14 protein-coding genes and 1 pseudogene are annotated in these 18,973 nt (G+C 43.8%); 3 read left to right on the forward strand and 12 right to left on the reverse strand.

Going from position 1 to position 18,973, the window contains the following annotated elements:
* Window positions 1-86: 86 nt before the first annotated feature.
* Window positions 87-1,733, reverse strand: a complete 1,647-nt coding sequence (locus tag DOD25_RS04535) for an acyl-CoA carboxylase subunit beta (protein WP_112928804.1) — start codon at window positions 1,731-1,733, stop codon at window positions 87-89.
* The gene (locus DOD25_RS04540) at window positions 1,730-3,634 is read right to left on the reverse strand and encodes an ATP-binding protein (RefSeq protein ID WP_112928805.1); all 1,905 of its coding nucleotides are present in this window, start codon (window positions 3,632-3,634) and stop codon (window positions 1,730-1,732) included. Before DOD25_RS04540 ends, DOD25_RS04535 begins: the two co-directional genes overlap by 4 nt.
* A 205-nt stretch (window positions 3,635-3,839) precedes the next feature.
* Between DOD25_RS04540 and DOD25_RS04545 the strand changes: the two genes are divergently transcribed.
* A complete protein-coding gene (locus DOD25_RS04545) occupies window positions 3,840-4,490 on the forward strand; it encodes a biotin transporter BioY (RefSeq protein WP_112928806.1) in 651 nt (216 codons plus the stop codon).
* Between the two features lie 408 nt (window positions 4,491-4,898).
* On the opposite strand, the gene DOD25_RS04550 is transcribed toward DOD25_RS04545, so the two are convergent.
* Window positions 4,899-5,801 carry a biotin--[acetyl-CoA-carboxylase] ligase gene (locus DOD25_RS04550; protein ID WP_112928807.1) on the reverse strand — a complete coding sequence of 301 codons (903 nt, stop codon included), beginning with the start codon at window positions 5,799-5,801 and terminating at the stop codon, window positions 4,899-4,901.
* A 102-nt stretch (window positions 5,802-5,903) separates the two neighbouring features.
* Between DOD25_RS04550 and DOD25_RS04555 the strand changes: the two genes are divergently transcribed.
* Together DOD25_RS04555 and DOD25_RS04560 are read left to right on the forward strand one after the other, a co-directional pair.
* A complete protein-coding gene (locus tag DOD25_RS04555) occupies window positions 5,904-7,934 on the forward strand; it encodes a DUF6020 family protein (RefSeq protein ID WP_064340527.1) in 2,031 nt (676 codons plus the stop codon).
* 15 nt (window positions 7,935-7,949) lie between these two features.
* Window positions 7,950-9,311, forward strand: coding sequence for a helix-turn-helix domain-containing protein (locus tag DOD25_RS04560; protein ID WP_004118597.1), 1,362 nt, complete (start codon window positions 7,950-7,952; stop codon window positions 9,309-9,311).
* 121 nt (window positions 9,312-9,432) lie between these two features.
* Here the strand turns inward: DOD25_RS04560 and DOD25_RS04565 are convergent, their stop codons facing one another.
* From DOD25_RS04565 to DOD25_RS04605, 9 genes and pseudogenes are all read right to left on the reverse strand, one after another.
* Window positions 9,433-9,894, reverse strand: coding sequence for a hypothetical protein (locus tag DOD25_RS04565; RefSeq protein ID WP_004118594.1), 462 nt, complete (start codon window positions 9,892-9,894; stop codon window positions 9,433-9,435).
* Window positions 9,895-10,282: 388 nt separating this feature from the next.
* A complete protein-coding gene (locus DOD25_RS04570; RefSeq protein ID WP_234025936.1) occupies window positions 10,283-11,530 on the reverse strand; it encodes a hypothetical protein in 1,248 nt (415 codons plus the stop codon).
* Between the two features lie 26 nt (window positions 11,531-11,556).
* The gene (locus DOD25_RS06510; RefSeq protein WP_267895280.1) at window positions 11,557-11,727 is read right to left on the reverse strand and encodes a hypothetical protein; all 171 of its coding nucleotides are present in this window, start codon (window positions 11,725-11,727) and stop codon (window positions 11,557-11,559) included.
* Between the two features lie 430 nt (window positions 11,728-12,157).
* Window positions 12,158-13,018: a hypothetical protein gene (locus tag DOD25_RS04575; protein ID WP_004118590.1), complete on the reverse strand. Its 861-nt coding sequence runs from the start codon at window positions 13,016-13,018 to the stop codon at window positions 12,158-12,160.
* A gap of 611 nt (window positions 13,019-13,629) precedes the next feature.
* On the reverse strand, window positions 13,630-14,325 hold the full coding sequence (rplA, locus tag DOD25_RS04580) for a 50S ribosomal protein L1 (protein WP_004106273.1): 696 nt from the start codon (window positions 14,323-14,325) through the stop codon (window positions 13,630-13,632).
* Between the two features lie 14 nt (window positions 14,326-14,339).
* Window positions 14,340-14,771, reverse strand: a complete 432-nt coding sequence (rplK, locus tag DOD25_RS04585; protein ID WP_004118588.1) for a 50S ribosomal protein L11 — start codon at window positions 14,769-14,771, stop codon at window positions 14,340-14,342.
* A gap of 708 nt (window positions 14,772-15,479) precedes the next feature.
* Window positions 15,480-15,827: pseudogene (locus DOD25_RS04595) on the reverse strand (ORF6N domain-containing protein); the annotation flags it as partial.
* Window positions 15,828-16,174: 347 nt separating this feature from the next.
* Window positions 16,175-17,542, reverse strand: coding sequence for an ATP-binding protein (locus DOD25_RS04600; protein ID WP_101892120.1), 1,368 nt, complete (start codon window positions 17,540-17,542; stop codon window positions 16,175-16,177).
* 186 nt (window positions 17,543-17,728) lie between these two features.
* Window positions 17,729-18,739 (reverse strand): class C sortase, encoded by a 1,011-nt coding sequence (locus tag DOD25_RS04605; protein ID WP_004118584.1) that lies wholly within the window; start codon window positions 18,737-18,739, stop codon window positions 17,729-17,731.
* Window positions 18,740-18,973 lie beyond the last annotated feature (234 nt).

The following is an 18,973-nucleotide window of genomic DNA, read 5'->3' on the forward strand; positions in this document are numbered from 1 at the left end:
TGTAAGTTTTGTAAGGTTTATAAATTCTGTAGTTCTATAGTTTTTAGTTATAAGTTTGATAATTCCTATAATTTTTATAAATCTGCTTACATTGGCTGATTTCCGTGATGCTTTCCAGTTCTGGAAACCCGCTTTTTACTGCGCAAAAGCTTCAATGAGCCAGCAATCATATCGCGAGTCTGCTCCGGGTCAATCATTGCGTCAATCTGCCCAGTTTCCAACGAAAGATTTGCGTTAACAGTAGTCGCCTCATACTCGTCAACCAGCTGCTTTCTAAGAGCTGCAACGTCTTGTCCACGCTCTTTAGCTTTTTGCAAATCTTTACGATGAATAATATTCACAGCACCTTGCGCACCCAAAACCGCAATCTGGCTGGTTGGCCACGCGTAATTTACGTCCGCACCCATCGACTTGGAACCCATAACGATATAAGCTCCACCGAAAGCTTTGCGCAAAATCACCGTAACCAGTGGAACTTGCGCGTTCGCGTACGCATAAATCACTTTCGCACCTCGGCGAATAATTCCTGCGTGCTCTTGATCTGAACCAGGCTTATAACCAGGAGTATCTACTAGAGTCACCACAGGCAAATTAAACGCATCGCACAATCGCACAAATCGCGCGACTTTTTCGGAAGAATTTACATCCAAAATACCAGCGTTCACCTTCGGCTGATTTGCTACGATTCCAACAGGATGACCCTCAATGCAAGCAAAACCAACCACTGCAGAAGCAGCATACAATTCCTGCACTTGCACGAACTCACCATAATCAACAATTCTGCGAATCACGTCGAGCACATCGTAAGGCTGACGGTCGTTATCTGGCACAATATTCGCCAACTCGCGCGCAGTTTCGCGATCCGCGCGCGTTGCAGCGTAGGCAAAAGTTGGAGGCTCTACCTCACAGCTAGATGGCAAATAAGCCAAAACTGTGCGCGCGTAGTCAATTGCGTCAGCTTCATCCTCTCCCAAATAGTGAGCGACACCGGAAGTTGCGTTATGCACAAGACCGCCGCCCAAATCGTCCATGCTAATAGCCTCGCCGGTTGCAGCTTTAACAACATCCGGACCGGTTACAAACATGTTTGAGTGCTCGCGAGTCATAATAATCAAATCTGTTAACGCAGGGCAATAAACTGCACCACCAGCGCAAGGACCCAGAATAATTGAGATTTGCGGAATTAAGCCGCTTGCTTCACAAGTTTTTTTGAAGATACGCCCGTATTGCATAAGCGCACTCACGCCTTCCTGAATGCGAGCGCCGCCGGAATCAATTACAGCAACAACTGGCACACGAAGCTCAACAGCCATATCTAAAAGATGGCAGATTTTCTCGCCTTCAGCTTTACCTAAAGTTCCGCCGCGCACAGAAAAGTCTTGTGCATAAACTGCAACTTTTCTGCCATAAACTTCGCCAAATCCGGTGATTACAGCACATCCAGCAACGTCGTTATTTATGTCACCGCCGTTAAAACGTCCGATTTCCACGAACGATCCGGTATCAAAAAGCAAGTCGAGACGCTCTCTTGCAGTTGACTTTCCTTTTGCGTGCTGACGTTCTAAAGCTTTTTGTTCTGCGTCACGAGCAAGTTGTGCTGCGTGCTGAACTGCAGCTTTTCCGCGACGAGGCTGCAAGTTTGTATCGTCAGCAGAGCTATTAACAGAAGAGTTATTAACTGTTTTCGCTGAAGTTTCAGAGATTTCAGACTTTTCTTTTACTAAAGCGCTCATTTCTGCTCTCCTTCCAGCTTTTCATCGCTTTTTTCGGAAGATTTTTCTGCGCCTTTATCTGCGCTTTTGTCTCCAGCAAGATCAATCGTCACAAGCTTTGCGCCCGATTCCACGCCGTCACCAGGCCCCACAAAAATTCCAGTAACAGTACCAGCTGCAGGAGCGTAAACGTAATTTTCCATTTTCATAGACTCAAGCACCACAAGCAAATCACCCTTGGCAACCTGCTGGCCTTCAGCCACATTCACGCGCGTAATAACAGCTTGCATAGGCGCTGCAATTACGCCAGGAATCTGCTTTTGTTCTTCAGATTTGTGAGTACTTCCGCGAAGCGAACGTCCGCGCAAAGGCTGCGAAGCTCTAGAAACGCTACGAACTCGCGCCGAGCCAGTCAAATTATCAACAATATCTTGCGGAATCGTAAGCTTTACGCGCTTATTATCAACCTCAATAATGAAGGATTCCATTGCAGGCTGCTTATTTTCGGATTCATCCGCAGACTTTCCAGAAACAAGCGAAGCCGGCTGACCGCCCAAGGAAGCTGCAGGAACTCGGTTCAAATACTTGCGTTCCATCCACTTAGTAGACACGTCAAAACTGTGATTTTCCGCAGTAAACTCAGGGTCGTTAAAAATCTGCTCAAAAAGTTTTGCTGGAGTTGGCACGCCCTCAATACAAAGTTCCTTCAAAGCGCGACGCACGCGAGCGACAGCAGTTTCGCGACTTTGCGCAGTAATAATAAGCTTGCCCATCATCGAATCGAATTTTGGCGAAATATTATCGCCAACTTCAACACCAAAATCGACGCGAATACCAGGACCGGAAGGCCACTTTATTTTCGTTAAAGTGCCGGAACTTGGAGTCAAATTCGTAGCAGGATCTTCCGAAGTAATGCGAAGCTCGAAGCTGTGTCCGCGAGGTTCTGGATCCTTAATCAACTCGCCGCCGTCAGCAATATTGAGCTGTTCTCGCACTAAATCAAGTCCACTAACTTCCTCACTAACCGTGTGCTCAACTTGCAATCGCGGATTAACTTCCAAGAAGTAGACTTTATGCTGAGAAGTCACCATATATTCGCACGTGCCAAGACCAACGTAGTCAACAGCTTCAAATAGGTTACGAGAATATCGGTAAAGCTGATCTTTTTCATCGTCGGTCAAGAACGGTGCAGGAGCTTCCTCAACCAGCTTTTGGTTTCGGCGCTGCACCGAGCAATCGCGCGTGGAATATACGGTGAAATTTCCGTGAGCGTCGCGGCCGCACTGCGTTTCAACGTGGCGAGCCTTGTCGATAAAACGCTCAATAAAATATTCATCTAAGTCGCCGCCCTGAAGAGCGTCGTGATTCATGTAAAAGCCTCGCAACTCGTCATCGTTACGAACGACTGTAATGCCGCGTCCGCCACCGCCATCCGTGCGCTTCATCATCACAGGATATCCGTGCGTTTGCGCAAAAGTTAAAAGTTCTCGAATATCTTTTACCGGCTCCGAAATGCCTGGAACTGGCGGCACTTTCGCGCGAACTGCCACGCGACGAGCCGTAATCTTATCTCCCAAATCAATAAGAGCTTCCGGGCGAGGACCAATCCAAATAACCCCAGCATCGTTAACTTTTTTCGCAAAAGACGCAACTTCCGAAAGGAAACCGTAACCCGGGTGCACAGCATCCGTGCCGCTTCTTTTAATAATGTCAAGAATCGCATCTTCGTTTAAATAAGTATCACGATACGTGTCTCCGGAAAGTGCGTACGCTTCGTCTGCCATTTCTACAAACTGCGCGTTGCGATCAGTAGGTGCGTAAATAGCAACGGTAGAAATGCCCATTTCGTGAGCCGTGCGAATAACTCGCAAGGCAATTTCACCGCGGTTTGCGATGAGAATTTTTTTGATATTCGTAACCATACGTTACAAGATATTAGAAAAGTTGCGTTTACGGATGAGTCGACATACACAAAAGCTAGAGCAAAATTTTGTACACTTCTCCAATGCACATGATTTTTTAGGCACGTAATGTGATTAGCGAAACGGAAAACAACCGGCAAAACCGTTTAATTGACAACCTATTAGCTGCAAACGGCAAACCGGAAATAACCAAAAGAAGGTTTTCATGACTAACATAAATCAAAATAATGCAGCAACAGCTTCAGCAAATTCAAACGTTGCAAATAAGTTGAAAGTAGCTGCAGCATGGCTTGCAAAGCCAGCGCTTCTCACTGTGCTTTTGGCTCTTTCTACCATGGCAGGCGCAATTTATCTTCCTATTACTCCTGTGCCTATTACGTTGCAAACTCTTGTTTTGTGCATTATTGGTTTAACTTTGAGCTGGCGCGAAGGCGTAGCTTCTGTAGTTATGTACCTTGCTGTTGGCGCAGCAGGTTTGCCTGTATTTGCTGGCTTTAAGGGCGGCTGGGCTGTTTTTGTTGGCCCTACTGCAGGATTCTTAGCCGGTTTCATATTTGGCGTTGCTGCAACTGCAGCTTTGAAGCGCGTATTTGACGTAGCTCTTGACGCAATGATGCCAGAAAACTCCTTCAAGAAGACTTTCGCACGCTTCTGCACTTACTCTGTAGCTTCTATAATCGGCACGATCGTGATTTACGCATTCGGCATTTTCGGTCAAAGCTACCTAACTGGCATGCCACTTTCAACTGCCGCCGCAACCTTGATTATTTTCATGATTGGCGATTTGATTAAGGCTTTTGTTGCGAGCGCGGCTTGCTCCGGCTTGTACAACGCACTTAACAAAAAGCGCGCGTAGCGGAAACGTTATATTGCAGAAAAACGGCATTTCCTTTACACGACTGTAAAGGGAATGCCGTTTTGTATAAGATTGCCGCGCACTTGCTCTTTGACTGAGATAACTAGCAAACAGCTGACGCTTGCGCTTTAAGCGCTCGCTGCTGAGCTTGCACGGAAAGTCCACTGGACTTTCCGTCTGAGCAAGCTCGGCGCTCCGAATTGCTTTCGCGCGCTAAATCGCAGCGCTCAAGCAGGTCGTCAGCGCACACTAGTCACAACCTAGTTTCTAAAGCACAACTACACTAACCTGCCCTGCCTGCGTCTTTATTGACGCAGGCAGACCTCGCTTGCGTTGAAAGCACACCGTGCTTTCAACCCTGAGCAAGCTCGGCGCTCCGAATTGCTTTCGCGCGCTAAATCGCAGCGCTCAAGCAGGTCGTCGCGCTTCATACGCAACTGCGTGCACATCGCCGCTTTTTACCACAATTTCCTCGCCAGATGCCTCACGAATTGTAAGCGACGCATCTTCTCCAAGCCGCACAGCAGTTCCTGTCACCACGCTTCCGTCAATTGGATGCACGTTAACTTCGCGTCCAAGAGTCCAACACACACCATTTACCTCTTTAAGCAAATCGGCAGCGTTACTTGGATAATCACGCATAAAATCGCACAATCTCGTCCTCAATCCAGTAACTATTTTTGCAGCAATCGTATCACGCAATTCTTTAGATTCCGGCAAATCAGTCATATGCATTTGCAACGAAGTTGCCATCTTAATTGGCAGCACTTCTTGCGGCACGCACAAATTCAATCCGATTCCAAAAATTACTCCAACAACATTGTCTTTGCTTGGATCGGCTACAATTTCTGTTAAGATTCCGCCTTCTTTACAATCGTGCAAAAACACGTCGTTAGGCCATTTAAGTTTTATCGCGCAAGCATCACCGTGTATCGGCGAACTTCCGCACTCTTTAAACGTTTCTAGAAGTGCGTCACGCGCTGCAAGACCTGCAATAATAGGCAGCCAGCCATTGTGACTTGCGTCCATAACAATTGACTTCGGCAGCAAAGTTACGAATGAAACTAAAAAGCTTTCTCCCGGTCGGCTTACCCACGCGCGCCCTAATCGTCCTCTTCCTGCTGTTTGCTCGTCTGCCACAATCGCAACTATTGCTGGCTTTCCGTCATCTCGCGCGATTATTTCGCCTTTTTGTATCATTTCTCGCGCAATATTTTGCGTAGAATCTGTAATTGCGAAATATTTTACCAAATCTGCTACTTCTGATGTCTGCGGCATCAATGCCACACTTTGCGAAGAAAAAATAGTCATATGTATAATTTACATCAGATTATATTTTTGCGCGCGTAATTGCATGTTTTGCGCGCAATAGCAACCAAAATAGCTAGGCATCAATTAAGCAGGTGTTAACACATGGAGCGCATACGTCGCAAAAAGCAGTACAAGAAGCCGCGCACATTGCGTGCTGTTGTAGCACGTTTTTTAGATTACACTCTTGCTGCTTTGTTATGCTTTATACTTGCTTTTTGCACTAGCCTGGGGCCAATTTTCCGCAGTCAAGATATTAAAGTTCATTTAGGATCAATCGCTGATTTTTCGTTGGTTAATGCTTTTATTTTCGTTGCTGCCTTCATAATATACGCATTAATACTGACTGTGCTTATTTACTACGGTAAAAATAAAAAGTTTTTGCCTAAATATCAACGTTTTATGAAATTAATAAAGTCAATTGCGTTAAGAAAAAATAGTGAAAATAAAAAACAGTCAAAATTACAAAAATTTACTACTAAACACGCTATTTTCCGCAATATTTCGCATTTTCTTTTAAAATCTGCAAAACTATTTTTTAATTGCGCTAAATGGTTCATTAACCACTCCACTCGCAACAGAAGAAACCTACTTCTTACTTTTTTCGTGGGCTGGATTTGGGTTCCAGCTACGTTACTTGCCGCATACGGTGCAGATATATGCTCGCAAATTCGTGAGTACAGTTGGACTTGGAATAAAATTACAGGCTTAGACCAGCCTTATATCGGCTTCTTTAGCTTTGTCCCAATGGATATTTACCCAACTGCGCACTACTTGTGGCCAACTCACCCAACTTATTTAACAGATCAGCACAACATTGTTCTAACTGTTATTTATGGCGCAACAACAGCAGTCTCCAGATACTTTACCGACTCAAACGACGCTGGAATTGCACTTCTTGCCTTTGCACAATTTGCATTTGCAGCATGGTGCGTTTCTGCAACAGCACACCGCTTCTTAAACAAACCTTGGCTTAACGCAGAATCTAGCTCAACAAATTGCAGCACAACAACTTTTGCAAGATTCGTTATTCTGCTTATGTTTTTACTTAACCCGCTTGTGTTGTGCTCAACTATTGCGCTTACAAAATCTCCGCTTTTTGCGTTCGCTTTTGTTTGGTGGTTTGGCATAAATTACGAGTTAACTAATTGCTATCATGCGAAGGACACTAAAAATACACCTAGCACAAAGCCGAGTGCGCAAAAGCCTAGACTTCACACTGTTTTGGAATTAATTATTTCAGTGTGTGTAATGCTTATTGCTGCAAAATACGCCTGGTATATTCTGGTTGTTCAATTCGTGCTTTTAATTATTTTTGAGCGCAAACGCTGGCGTTTGTGGGTTTGCGGAATTTTGCTTCCAATCGTTGTAATTCACGGCTCGTTAATTATGCTTATTTCGAGCGGTGCTATTATTAGCGGCGATCCTATTGAGAGTCGCGGCATTCAGTTACAACAAATTGCACGTATAGCTAAGCTCGATCCGCATAGCATACCGCGTAGTGCAAAGCGCATTATTGCACCAATTTTTAATCTGGATCAAACTGCAGAAGCATACAAACCTTATGACGCAGACCCTGTGAAATCTTCCGGATTGCAATCTAAAAAAGTGAGTTATCGTTGGCGATACGTTACTAAAGACAATATTCGTAAATTAGATTTCGCTTGGTGGCAAATGATTACGCATAGTCCATTTGTGGCAACTGACGCTTTTCTTGCAAAGACTTACGGATACTTTGATATTTTTGACCGCCCGTATGTTGGGCCAGAATACTACATAGACACTGACAGCATACACAAATCTGATTGGATTAAATATTGGAATCCTAAGTGGCGAACTAAATTTGCAGAAGACATTAGCACGTTTAGTGATATTCCTGTTTTAAGTTGGCCAATTCACGGAAATACTTTCGTTATTTTTACACTACTTATTGGAGTTGCAGAAATTATTCTTCGCCGTTGGCGCACATTGTTATGGCATATTCCACTTGCCTTGCTGGTTGGAGTTATGATTCTTGCTCCAGCTAATAATTTTGAGCGACACATGCTACCGTTAGCTTTTGTTTTCTGCTTTGTAGCACTTACTTTTTGGCGAGATACTTTTACTCAATCGCGCTATAATAGTAGAGAATGTTAGGATCAAAGGCATAAGATGGACGAGAAGAATACACCTCAGTTTGCGCAAGATAGCAGCGCTGCTTCTTCTATTATGTCCGAAGAAAATTATGAAGATAAACTTGCAGGAAACAGCTTACTTAGTAGCGATTTTCTTTCGATATTAGCAAGCGTACAGGCAGCAGAAAAGCACGCGGAAGATTCTAATATTGCCAATTCTCTTGAAAATCAACAGTTAAACAAAACGCAAGTAAACGCTGTATCAAATGATCAAGAAAGCTCTTCTAAAGCAAAGCAATCTAAAGCAGAGCAAGAAAACGAAGAAAAGCACAAGCACCACTTGTGGCATCGTCTTTCATCAAATCAAAGTCGTTTGAGTCATTCAAGTCAATCTTCTGAAAATACTAAAGGTAATAATTCACCGAGTTTTACTCCATTGCCCAGCGCGCAAAAATCAACTAGCTCGGAACCGCTTAGAATTTTCGACAATCGTGATGGCCAAGTTTTTGACGCGGCGATGCGCTTGCAATTACACTCGATTATTGCCACGTGCTTAATGAATGGTATTGCAGATGCTCGTATTGACGCTTTCATGCATTTGCTTCAATGGTCAGATTCGCCAAAAGTTATTGTTATTGCAGGAACTTTCGGCACTGCAATTAAGCCAGATGACGGACCAAATCGCAAGCCAGCACCAGATATTCCACCTGATAACACTGACACTTTGCGCCGAAATATTTGGCCACAGCTTAGCAGTTGCAATGCATATGATGCAATAGTTGAGCGCACACAAAGTAGTGCTTTGCAGCGCATTACGGGAGCTTGGCAAAAAACGCAAGCACTGATATCAGCATCTACGAAAAATTCTTCTACTTTTGCAGCACCTTCTCATATTATTCTGCTTGCTGTACGCGAAAATCCTAGCGATCAAGCTTTAGAGAAGCTGTGCAAAGTTTTTGAGAATTCTCATAAGACGATTTGTGTTAGTAGCATGGTTGAAGGCGTTGAGCAGATTTCTTCCGCTCTTACTGCTACTCTTGCCGCGATTGCTGTTGCTCCAGCAGTAAAGCATTTGCCGCAAATCATTCACACGGATGATTTGCTTCCAGAGCGAGCGCTCATTGGCGATGCCACAGCTTTTGATACTCTTTACAACAAGGTGTATCAAAGTTTGGCTCCTTACAGTCATGACGATCCGACTTTGGAAACTATTGACATGTTCTTGCGCTTTGGTGGAGCTCTTGACCAAACAGCACACGAACTTAATGTGCATCCGAATACTGTTCGTTACCGTTTACGTAAAGTTGCGCAAACTACAGGATGGGATGCTACGGATCCGCGCGCCGCTTATGTGCTGCAAACAGCTATAACAATTGGTAGAATTCGCGATTCACATTAAGTCTAACTTTACAAACAAAAAACGTGCGACGCAAAACCAAAGGTTTTACATCACACGCTAAATGCAAGAATAAAGCAAGCACAAACAATAATAATATATTATTTATACTTACAGCACTAATTTAGTGACGAATCTTGCGAAGAGCAGTACCCATGCCGGCAAGAGCAGAAGCAACGACAGCAATCACAGCTACCGCAGCACCGGTCTTAGGAAGCTTAGCCTTAGCTGGAGCAGCTGGAGCTGGAGCAGCTGGGGCTGGCTTCTTATCATTCTCATGGAAATTGCTGGTAAGAGCTCTGTTGTACAAAGTCTTTGTAGCAGGCTCGCAAACTACAGTGCCCAAAGCGTTCTTGTAGCAGTGATTCATATCAGGAACCTGGGTAGGGTCATTGTAACCCTTAGGATTAGCAGGAGCCTCATGAGTCTCTGGATACAAATTCTCACCGTTCAATGGATCTGGAGTACCGTACTCAAGAACATGAGTATCGATTTCATCATCAGCCATTGCTGGAGCAGCAAAAGCACAACCTGCAAGCAAAGTAGCAGCTGCAGCGAAAGCTGCAATGGTCTTCTTCTTTAACATATTAGACCTTCAATCTCTTTTATCTGATCCCCGCGCAAAAGTTAGGGCTAACACGCAGAAGCCAGATACCAATATTAAAACTGGAATAAACCAACCCGGAATACACCAACTCGGAATATACCAATCTAAATTACAATAACACAGGGTACACCAATTTTTCACAAATAGAAAGTATTTTAAAGAAAAAACACTAAATAAAGGCGTTTTGTTGTAATAAACAAACTATTAGCAGTATAAGAGAATGTTTAGAACTCAATACAGAACAAACTATGGATAATCAGCAAACAGACATAATACTAAACTCAATATTAAAAAGTGAGCATGCCGTATTCGCATACAGCACGCTCACAAATAGTTAAGCAATCATGCACTTTTGTGCATTAAAAGCTTAGTGGCGAATCTTGCGAAGAGCAGCACCCACACCAGCAAGCACAGAAGCAACAACAGCAACCAAAGCTACAGCAGCACCGGTCTTAGCCAATGGAGCAGCAACATTCGCAGCATTCTTCGTTGCATTCTTCGTTGTCTTATTGTCATTAGTATTACCAGCAGCATTTCCAGCGCCGTTGCCAGTACCAGCGCCATTACCGCTAGGCTGACTTGGAACAGGAGTCAAAGGATTAATAGGCTTTGGAGTAAGCTTCTTGCTCTTTTCAGCTTCAGCAAGCAAAGCGCGAGCACCCTCAACAGTCTTAGCCTTACGAATCAGCTTAGCAACGAAAGTGAAACCTTCCTTCTCAGCTTGCTTGGCAATCTTCTCAATCTCAGCCTTAACAATCTTCTGGAAAGCAGCCTTAGCTTGAGCAAGAAGCTTTACAGTATCAGCATCAAGCTTGCCATCCTTAGCAGTCTTCTTAGCAGCTTCTGCATTAGCGTTCATTTCCTCGTACAAAGCCTTAGCTTGCTCATAAGTCAAGCCCTTGAACAAGTCAGCACCATTATACTCAGGCACATTATTAACTGCAGGAGCTACGCCATTGTTAATATTTCTTTTTTCACGCTCAGCCTCAGCAAGCAAAGCCTTCAATGCAGTCAAAGTAGACTTCTTGGAATTACGAATCAGCTTAGCAACGAAAGTGAAACCTTCCTTCTCAGCCTTCTTAGCTAACTCTTCCCTAGCATTCTTCTTACCCTGCTCAAGAAGCTTTGCTACAGCAGCAGACTCCTTAGACTTAGCATAATCCTTCAAAGCATCAACAACACTCTTTGGCAAGCCAAAACGCTCAGCCTCAGCAATAAGCGCATCCTTCTTAGCCTTATCTTTAGATATTGCTTCTTCAACCTTCGCTCTTTGAGCGTCAAACAAAGCTTTTTGAGCAGGACTAATCTTCTTCTTCTGCTGCTTCAGTGTAGCTTCAAAAGTCTTAAAATCGCCAAGACCAGCCATAGTCGTAACAACATCATCAGTTACATCGCTCTTATAAGTAAGAGTAACTGTAACAGTATTCTCACCAGCTTCAATAGTCTTAGGATAAGCAATAGTACCAACAGTACCAGTATCAACTACAGAATCACCCTGAGCAGGAGTAAGATCATTCTGCACCTGAGCTAACAAGCCAGCACCAATCTGAGCTATAGTATAGTTAATATCGCTCTTATCAGCACCGTACTTATCACCCTTCTTATAAAGAGTCATAGCAGTAGTCTTATGATCCGTTTTACCTACCTTAAAGTTAAAACAACACCTTTAAGTTCAGTAGCATCAGCGGACTGCACAGTAGGAGTAGAACCACCATTAACAGGCGGCTCTGCCATAGCAGGCGCGGCAAACACCAAACCAGAAACCAATGTGGCACCGGCAGCGAATGCGGCAATCGCTTTCTTATTCAACATAATAAACCTCAATTTTCTCACATAAATTGCGCGACATCATTTGTTCACGCAAAAGCAAAATCAATAAACAAAATTTAGTAAATATTCAAAATGAGTTTCATATTTTGGGAATTAATTCAATATCTTGAGCAATAACCTTCAAACTTTAATCAAAACCCAAAATACTAACACATACGGCAAAAGGCTTGGGAAACGAATGCCCCTAGTAGCACAATTCCCCAAGCCTCTTACACTAATCAGCATTGCTTCCCTAACAAGCAACACTGACTCAACACTCAACAGCTAGCTTACAAACACTATCAACGCCAGCACTGTGAAGAAAGAGATTTGGCAAAACAGTGAAAACGCACAATAAAATTTGCAAGTCGCCTGTGGCATAAAACTTAAACAGTCTCATGCCACAAGTTGAGTGAAAAATTATTCACTAAATTTAGTGACGAATCTTGCGAAGAGCAGCACCCATACCGGCAAGCACGGAAGCAGCAACAGCAGCCAAAGCTACAGCAGCGCCGGTCTTAGCCAATGGAGCAGCGGCAGCTGGGGTCTTAGCTGCAGCAGTCTTAGCCTCAGCCTTAGCAGCAGCCTTCTTAGCTGGAGCCTTCTTACCTGGGAAGTTTGGTTCCTTCTTCATAGCATTCAAGATATCCTTGGCACCAGTGTCGCAGCTCTGATCCTTAGCGTGATCGCGTGCGGAATCCAACAAGGCAGCAGCGCGAGTACGGTTGTTATCAGCAACCTTGAGCAAAGCTTCTACCTGAGCCTGAAGCTGCTGGACTTCGTGAGCCTCAACGTAATCACCCTTAGCAAGGGCATCCTTCATATCCTCAGCAAGCTCAGCCTTGAGATCCTTAACAGTAGCTTCAACATGACCGTAGTGCAAAACAGCCTTCTCAAGCTTACGACGAATATCCTTCAAGTAAGCGCAGGTGTCACCCATACCCTTGATGAGGTCATCCCAGCCGTGAGCCTGTGTAGCTTCAAGCTTTTGGAGAAGAGCATCATAAAGGTGAACATTGGTCTGCGCACGCTTCAAAACCTCTACGAACTGACCCTTGTAGTTATGCTGAAGCAAATCAGAGTTGATTGGATCATGGCTTTCTGGATCAGCTGCAGGAGTACCAGGAACACCATTATCAGACTGCTGACCAGTTGGATCAGTAGTGTGGCTGCTCATACCTGGAACCTTAATCCAGTCATCCAAGCCTGCTGCCATTGCTGGAGCAGAAAAAGCGAAACCGGAGAGGAGGGTGGCGCCGGCAGCAAATGCGGCAATAGCCTTCTTATTTAACATAATATTTTCCTTTCTTCTTCTCCTTCACGCCAAACGCGCGAAGAAAAATTAACATTCACAACTTAAGTTTTGTGAATAACTACCAGCGCAGAGCATCCGGCTGGAAGCTGTTATTAACATACCCCCCCCCCGTTCGAAAAAGTCAAGAGCAGACGCACAACTCATTAACAAAAAACATTTATATTTTTACGGAAATATTTCAGTCAAACTATTTTTAAGTATAAAAAATACAGTATTACACATTACTTTTCGTAAAAATGTCAATTTCAAGGTTTTTAAAGATTTTTCCCAGAAAACTCTCAGGAAACTCTTGAATACTCCCCCAACCAGCCGCAAAACCGTTGCAAAACCGCCATTCCCCCGCGACACGCCGCGCACGACCACGCGCCCTCAACCTCTCCAGTCACCTATTCATTACTAACACAGTTTGCGTACTGCACCAGCAACGCAAAATCTCAATTATTCGTTGCTAACGCAGAAACGCAGTAACGCAAGTAACAAAAAAACGCTGAAAACATGACTCAAAAGAGCACATTTTCAGCGTTTATAAGTTTTAAACTTAATCTACTACTTACCAGCCATGCTTTCGCATAAGCTACGCAAGCAATAAATCAGGCAGCAATGCTGGCGATATCAACTGGAACACCAGGAGCCATCGTGGAGGTCACAGTTACCTTAGTAATGTAACGACCCTTGATGGTGCTTGGCTTCAAGCGACGGATTTCGTCTGCGACAGCCTTGAAGTTCTCTTCAAGAGCCTTAGCATCGAAGGAGAGCTTGCCGAAGAGGAAGGACAGGTTGCCCTGGCGATCCACGCGGAACTCAATCTTACCGCCCTTAATGTCGGCAACAGCCTTGGCTACATCCATAGTCACGGTGCCAGTCTTTGGGTTTGGCATCAAGCTACGAGGACCGAGAACACGACCCAAGCGGCCAACCTTACCCATCATGTCTGGGGTTGCAACGACTGCATCGAAGTCAAGGAAGCCACCGGCAACCTTTTCGATAAGCTCGTCATCACCAACAATGTCAGCGCCAGCTTCCTGAGCCTCAGTAGCCTTTGGACCACGAGCGAACACCAAAACCTTAGCGGTTTTACCGGTGCCGTTTGGCAAGTTCACAACGCCACGAACCAACTGATCAGCCTTGCGAGGATCCACGTTAAGGCGCATAACAGCCTCAACGGACTCATCGAAAGCGTGCTTTGGCATGCTCTGCAACAAAGCGATAGCTTCAGCTGGGGTGTACAGGTTATTGCGGTCGATCTTCTCAGCCGCTTCACGATACTTCTTAGAACGCTTAGCCATTTCTACACTCCCTTTCAGTCGGTAACGGTAATACCCATCGAGCGAGCAGTACCCGCGATGATCTTCATACCGGCCTCGACATCACGTGCGGAGAGGTCAGGCATCTTAATTTCGGCGATTTCGCGCACCTGAGCCTTGGTCACAGAACCAACCTTGTGAGTCAATGGATTCTCGGTGCCCTTCTGGATTCCAGCAGCCTTAAGCAACAAAGCAGCGGCTGGTGGGGTCTTCAAAATGAAGGTGAAGGAACGATCTTCGTAAACGGTGATCTCTACTGGGACGATCTGACCCATCTTGTCCTTCGTCTGGTCGTTATACGCCTTGCAGAAGTCCATGATGTTCACGCCGTGGGAGCCTAATGCTGGGCCCAGCGGTGGAGCTGGATTTGCCTTACCAGCCTGAATCTCGAGCTTAATAAGCGCGGAGACTTTCTTTTTCGGAGCCATAATATGGTTCTTCTTTCTTGTACAAGCGGTTCAAATGGTTGCTGCAAACTCTTCTATAGTCGCTTCTTACAGAAGTAAAGCACTTACGAAACGTGCTATAAAGCCGTTTTGCAGCTTCCTCCCGCATCTTGTATTGCTGTGCTGTGCTAGCGGATTCCTCCTCCAGTCACAAGCCTTCCTATTATGCCACATCTTCGCGACACGCTGCATTACGAAATCTGCAACTATTTTTGCGCAACAGCAAAAGCTAGAAGCTTACTTCCAAGTTGGGTACCTTCGTACAACTATCTTTGCGCAACTATCTTTGCGCAGCTATCTCACTAGACAATTCGTTAAGTATAGCGTTTCTAGTCCACGCACTCACAGTCATTTTTCTGCGCTTCGCATCGACTTCGATTAAATGCCAAACGGTATCACTTAACCTAACAGTACGCGGCTTCAACGGCTGAGTTTCATCTTCCCAAGCTCTTCCAGCAAACTCTGTAATAGTGGCACCAGGAAAATTATCTTCTGCCTCCTCAGCCTACTTATCAACAATATCGTCCGTAATAACGAACCCATTTTCCGCAGTATACGTATTCTTACTCATCTCGCATCCCTTATCTCTTGTAAAAATCCCTTTGTAAGACGATTCGCATGAATTATAAGTATTGCGTTGTTTTCAAGCTCAGTCAGAAAAGGATACCATATCATTCTTTATTTTTATGCTCTTAACACAGTCATGAGCATATAAATACCCTGCTCCGTAAAAGCATAAGGCAAATATCGAGAGCCACCCCAACTTGAGGTGAAATTTTTGCACCTCAAGTTTTTGAACTCGTCAGCAGTTAGCCGAAACATAAAATCTTCGCCCTCAAACTTTTCAATATTATTCTTAATCTGTCTATTGAAATTTTTCGTTTCATACCCATATATTTCAGCAAGCTCAAAATCAAGCATGACTTTTGGATTGCGAATGTTGTAGATTTTCTCTTTTATTGTTTTAGCGTCTATAAGCGCTTTAGCTGGCACACTTTTAGCGTCCGCGATAATTAAATTTTTATTCCCCTCTACCATAAGATCACTCCTAAAAAATGTGCGTAAAACCTAGCGCTGTACAACAAAAACTACATTTCTAACACAAAACCCATGAATCGCAAGCAATCAGGGTTATTCCCAAAAATCAATCACAAGCCATAAAACATCTAACAACTAACAAAACTAGCATGCATCAGCGCATAAATATAATTCTATAAGATTCCACAAATAAAAAGCAACAAAAAAAATCGGTTTTAATACAAACGCACAGCACATTTATGTAGTGCGCTTGTACCTGATTTACGGCATGTCATGCCAAATCAGCCAAACGGCTAAGCCGTGAGGAATAAGTGCACTACATAGCAGCGCGAAGGCAGGTCGGAACGCTACACCAATCCACACATATAAAGTGGTAATATTACGAGATTCAAATCTTTTCTAACGCTAAGCTGTTTAGGAGCAAATACATAACTCGTTCCAATTCTTTTTGAAAACTTCGCCTTAAATTTATCAAGAGAAACTGTTTTGAACACATTTCCAGATTTAACTTCAATCGCAGATATACGCATTTTGCCAGCAGAATCCTGAAAAGCTTTAGAAATCAAAAAATCTATTTCCATTGTATTTTCCGAATTTTCTTTGTCTCTATTTGAATAGAAAAATAGGCGATGTCCAGATGCTATTAGCTGTTGCGCAACAACGTTTTCAACTAGCATTCCTTCATTAATTGAAATTTTTCCAAATAAAATTTCTTTATATAGATTATTAGACGCAATACTACTATCTGAAAGTATCATAGAAGTCAACAAACCAGTATCAGCCATATAACATTTTACTAACGCATCATCTGCATTAAGATTCAATCCCACATTTGGATCTGTAGATTTATAGCAATTATTTGTAATACTCGCATCCGAAAGCCAAAAAAACGCATCCTTATAGTCACGCATACGAGCATTCTTACCCAAGGAAGTAATCCTATATCTTTTTTCATGCCTGGAAAGCTGTGCTGGTATTCCATCAAACACAGCCATAACTTTCATTTCATAACCTTTTGCAAACTTTGCAGCATCCTGCCTATAGAGCGAAAGAATACGACGCTTAACCCTATCTACTCGAGTAAAATCTCTCGAATCAACATATTCATTTACAGATTGCGGCATGCCACCAACTAGCATATATTCTCTAAAAAGTCGCATCGCTTTTTTATGTAAAGCATCTGGCAAAGGATTTAACGCATCAAATGAATTTTTAATAACTTTCGATAGATTTTCTTCTCCAAAAGCCCACAAAAATTCTTCAAAATCAAGAGGATACATGCGTTCTTCTTGTTCTTCAGATGGAATCAATATTGTTTCAACATTATGTTTAATAGACAATAACGAGCCAGTCTCTATATAGTCGTATCTGCCATCTGCAACTAGTTGTTTTACAAATTCTCTAGCCTGTGGGAAAAATTGCACTTCGTCAAAAACCATTACCGATTCACGGTTATAAAGTTTCACACCATACAATGCAGATAGGTACGTAAAGAAAGTGCTTAAATCTGAACGATAATCTTCAAATAGCCGAAGCGCATCTTTTGATGCTTGCGAAAAATCAATAAGAATATAAGACTTGTATTCGTTTCTTGCAAACTCTTCAACTATAGTACTTTTCCCAACTCTTCGAGCACCTGTTACTAAAAGCGCTGTTGAACCGCGATCAGCATTCTTCCAATCGAGCATTTTTTGATAGAATTTTCGCCTTAACATATAACACCACTCTTAATTACCACAAAACCGTTGAAAATACTATTGTTTTATAGTATATATTTCACGAAAATCAATGTCAATTTATGCTAAATTTTCACGAAATCAGGGGTAAATATATGCCGAATTTTCACGAAAATCAAGGTGTTATTTCTCTAAATCTTCGCAACACGCTGCATTACAGCAATTCTAAGCAGTTATATGTTTGGCATGAGCAAGTGAAGCAGCACGGCGGCGGCGCTTGCGAACCGCGGCAATAATCATCGTCGTAAGAATCACCGCGCAACCAATAAGCGCGAGCACGAACATCGTCATCCAAAGCGGCCACTGCAACTTGTCCCCAGGAGCGGAAACTGGATCCGGCAGCACGCGATAGCCCGTAACCAGCAACCTCTGCGTATTCACACCATACGGCGTACACGTAAGCAGCGTCGCTAAATCTCGCCCATTCTCGCGTTGAAGCAACCTAATATCATGCGGATCGACTACGCTAATGCGGAACACCTTGTAACGTAAGGTTTCGCCTTGTATGTCAAAATAGAAATAGTCGCCCTTCTTCAACTCCACTAAATCATCAAACATGGTCGCATTCGGCAAACCCGTATGCGCCGTCACAACAGCGTGACGCGTTTTGCCACCAACCGGCAAATCCGTGCCATACAAATGCCCAGCACCATACGCCAAAACCTCCTGCGAACTACCGTGATAAATCGGCAGCTTAACGCCAATCTTCGGGATTTTCACGATACCCATAATCCCCATTGGCTCATCCAGCTGCTTCGCATATTCCTTATACTCCGGCGTCTTCATATAATCCGTCGTGCCATCGTAAGGATCAGCCGTAATAATCGACTTGTGGCGCGCATTATAACGACGAGCCGCGTTCAAAATCTTCTCGCGAGCGCTCGCAGTCTGCTTACGACTCAAACGATCATACGCGGTAGAAATCTCCTTCGACACCTTGTTATTCCACAACGTTGACGCAATCGGGTACGTGAAGCACAAAATTGCTGCAAGTGCGAGGGCAATTGGCTCAAGAGTGCGGCGGAGTTTGGATTTGGGTTTTTTCGTTGGCTTTGGTGCGGGTTTTGATGCGGGTTTTGATGCGGTTGATGAGTCTTGAGTTGATTCGGTTGCAGGTTTTGCTTTAGACTGATTGAAGAAAGCATATACTTTTGTAACAACTTTGTTTAATTTCATGCTTCCTCCTTGTGAAGTTTATATGCGTAAATACTTGCTTGATGTGGCGCGAGTTTTGGGGGCTGGTGTTTGGCTGGTGGATTTCTGAAGTGGATGTGAGTGGTGGGTGTTACTTGTCTCGCAGCGCTCCGCTCTTATACCTTACTTGGACTTAATGGTTGCGTAGTTAAGTTTAGTTTTTTACTTACTTTCTCTGCAAAAATAGTATTCGTCAATAAGATTATTACTATCGTT

Source organism: Gardnerella leopoldii (assembly GCF_003293675.1).
Lineage (GTDB): Bacteria > Actinomycetota > Actinomycetes > Actinomycetales > Bifidobacteriaceae > Bifidobacterium > Bifidobacterium leopoldii.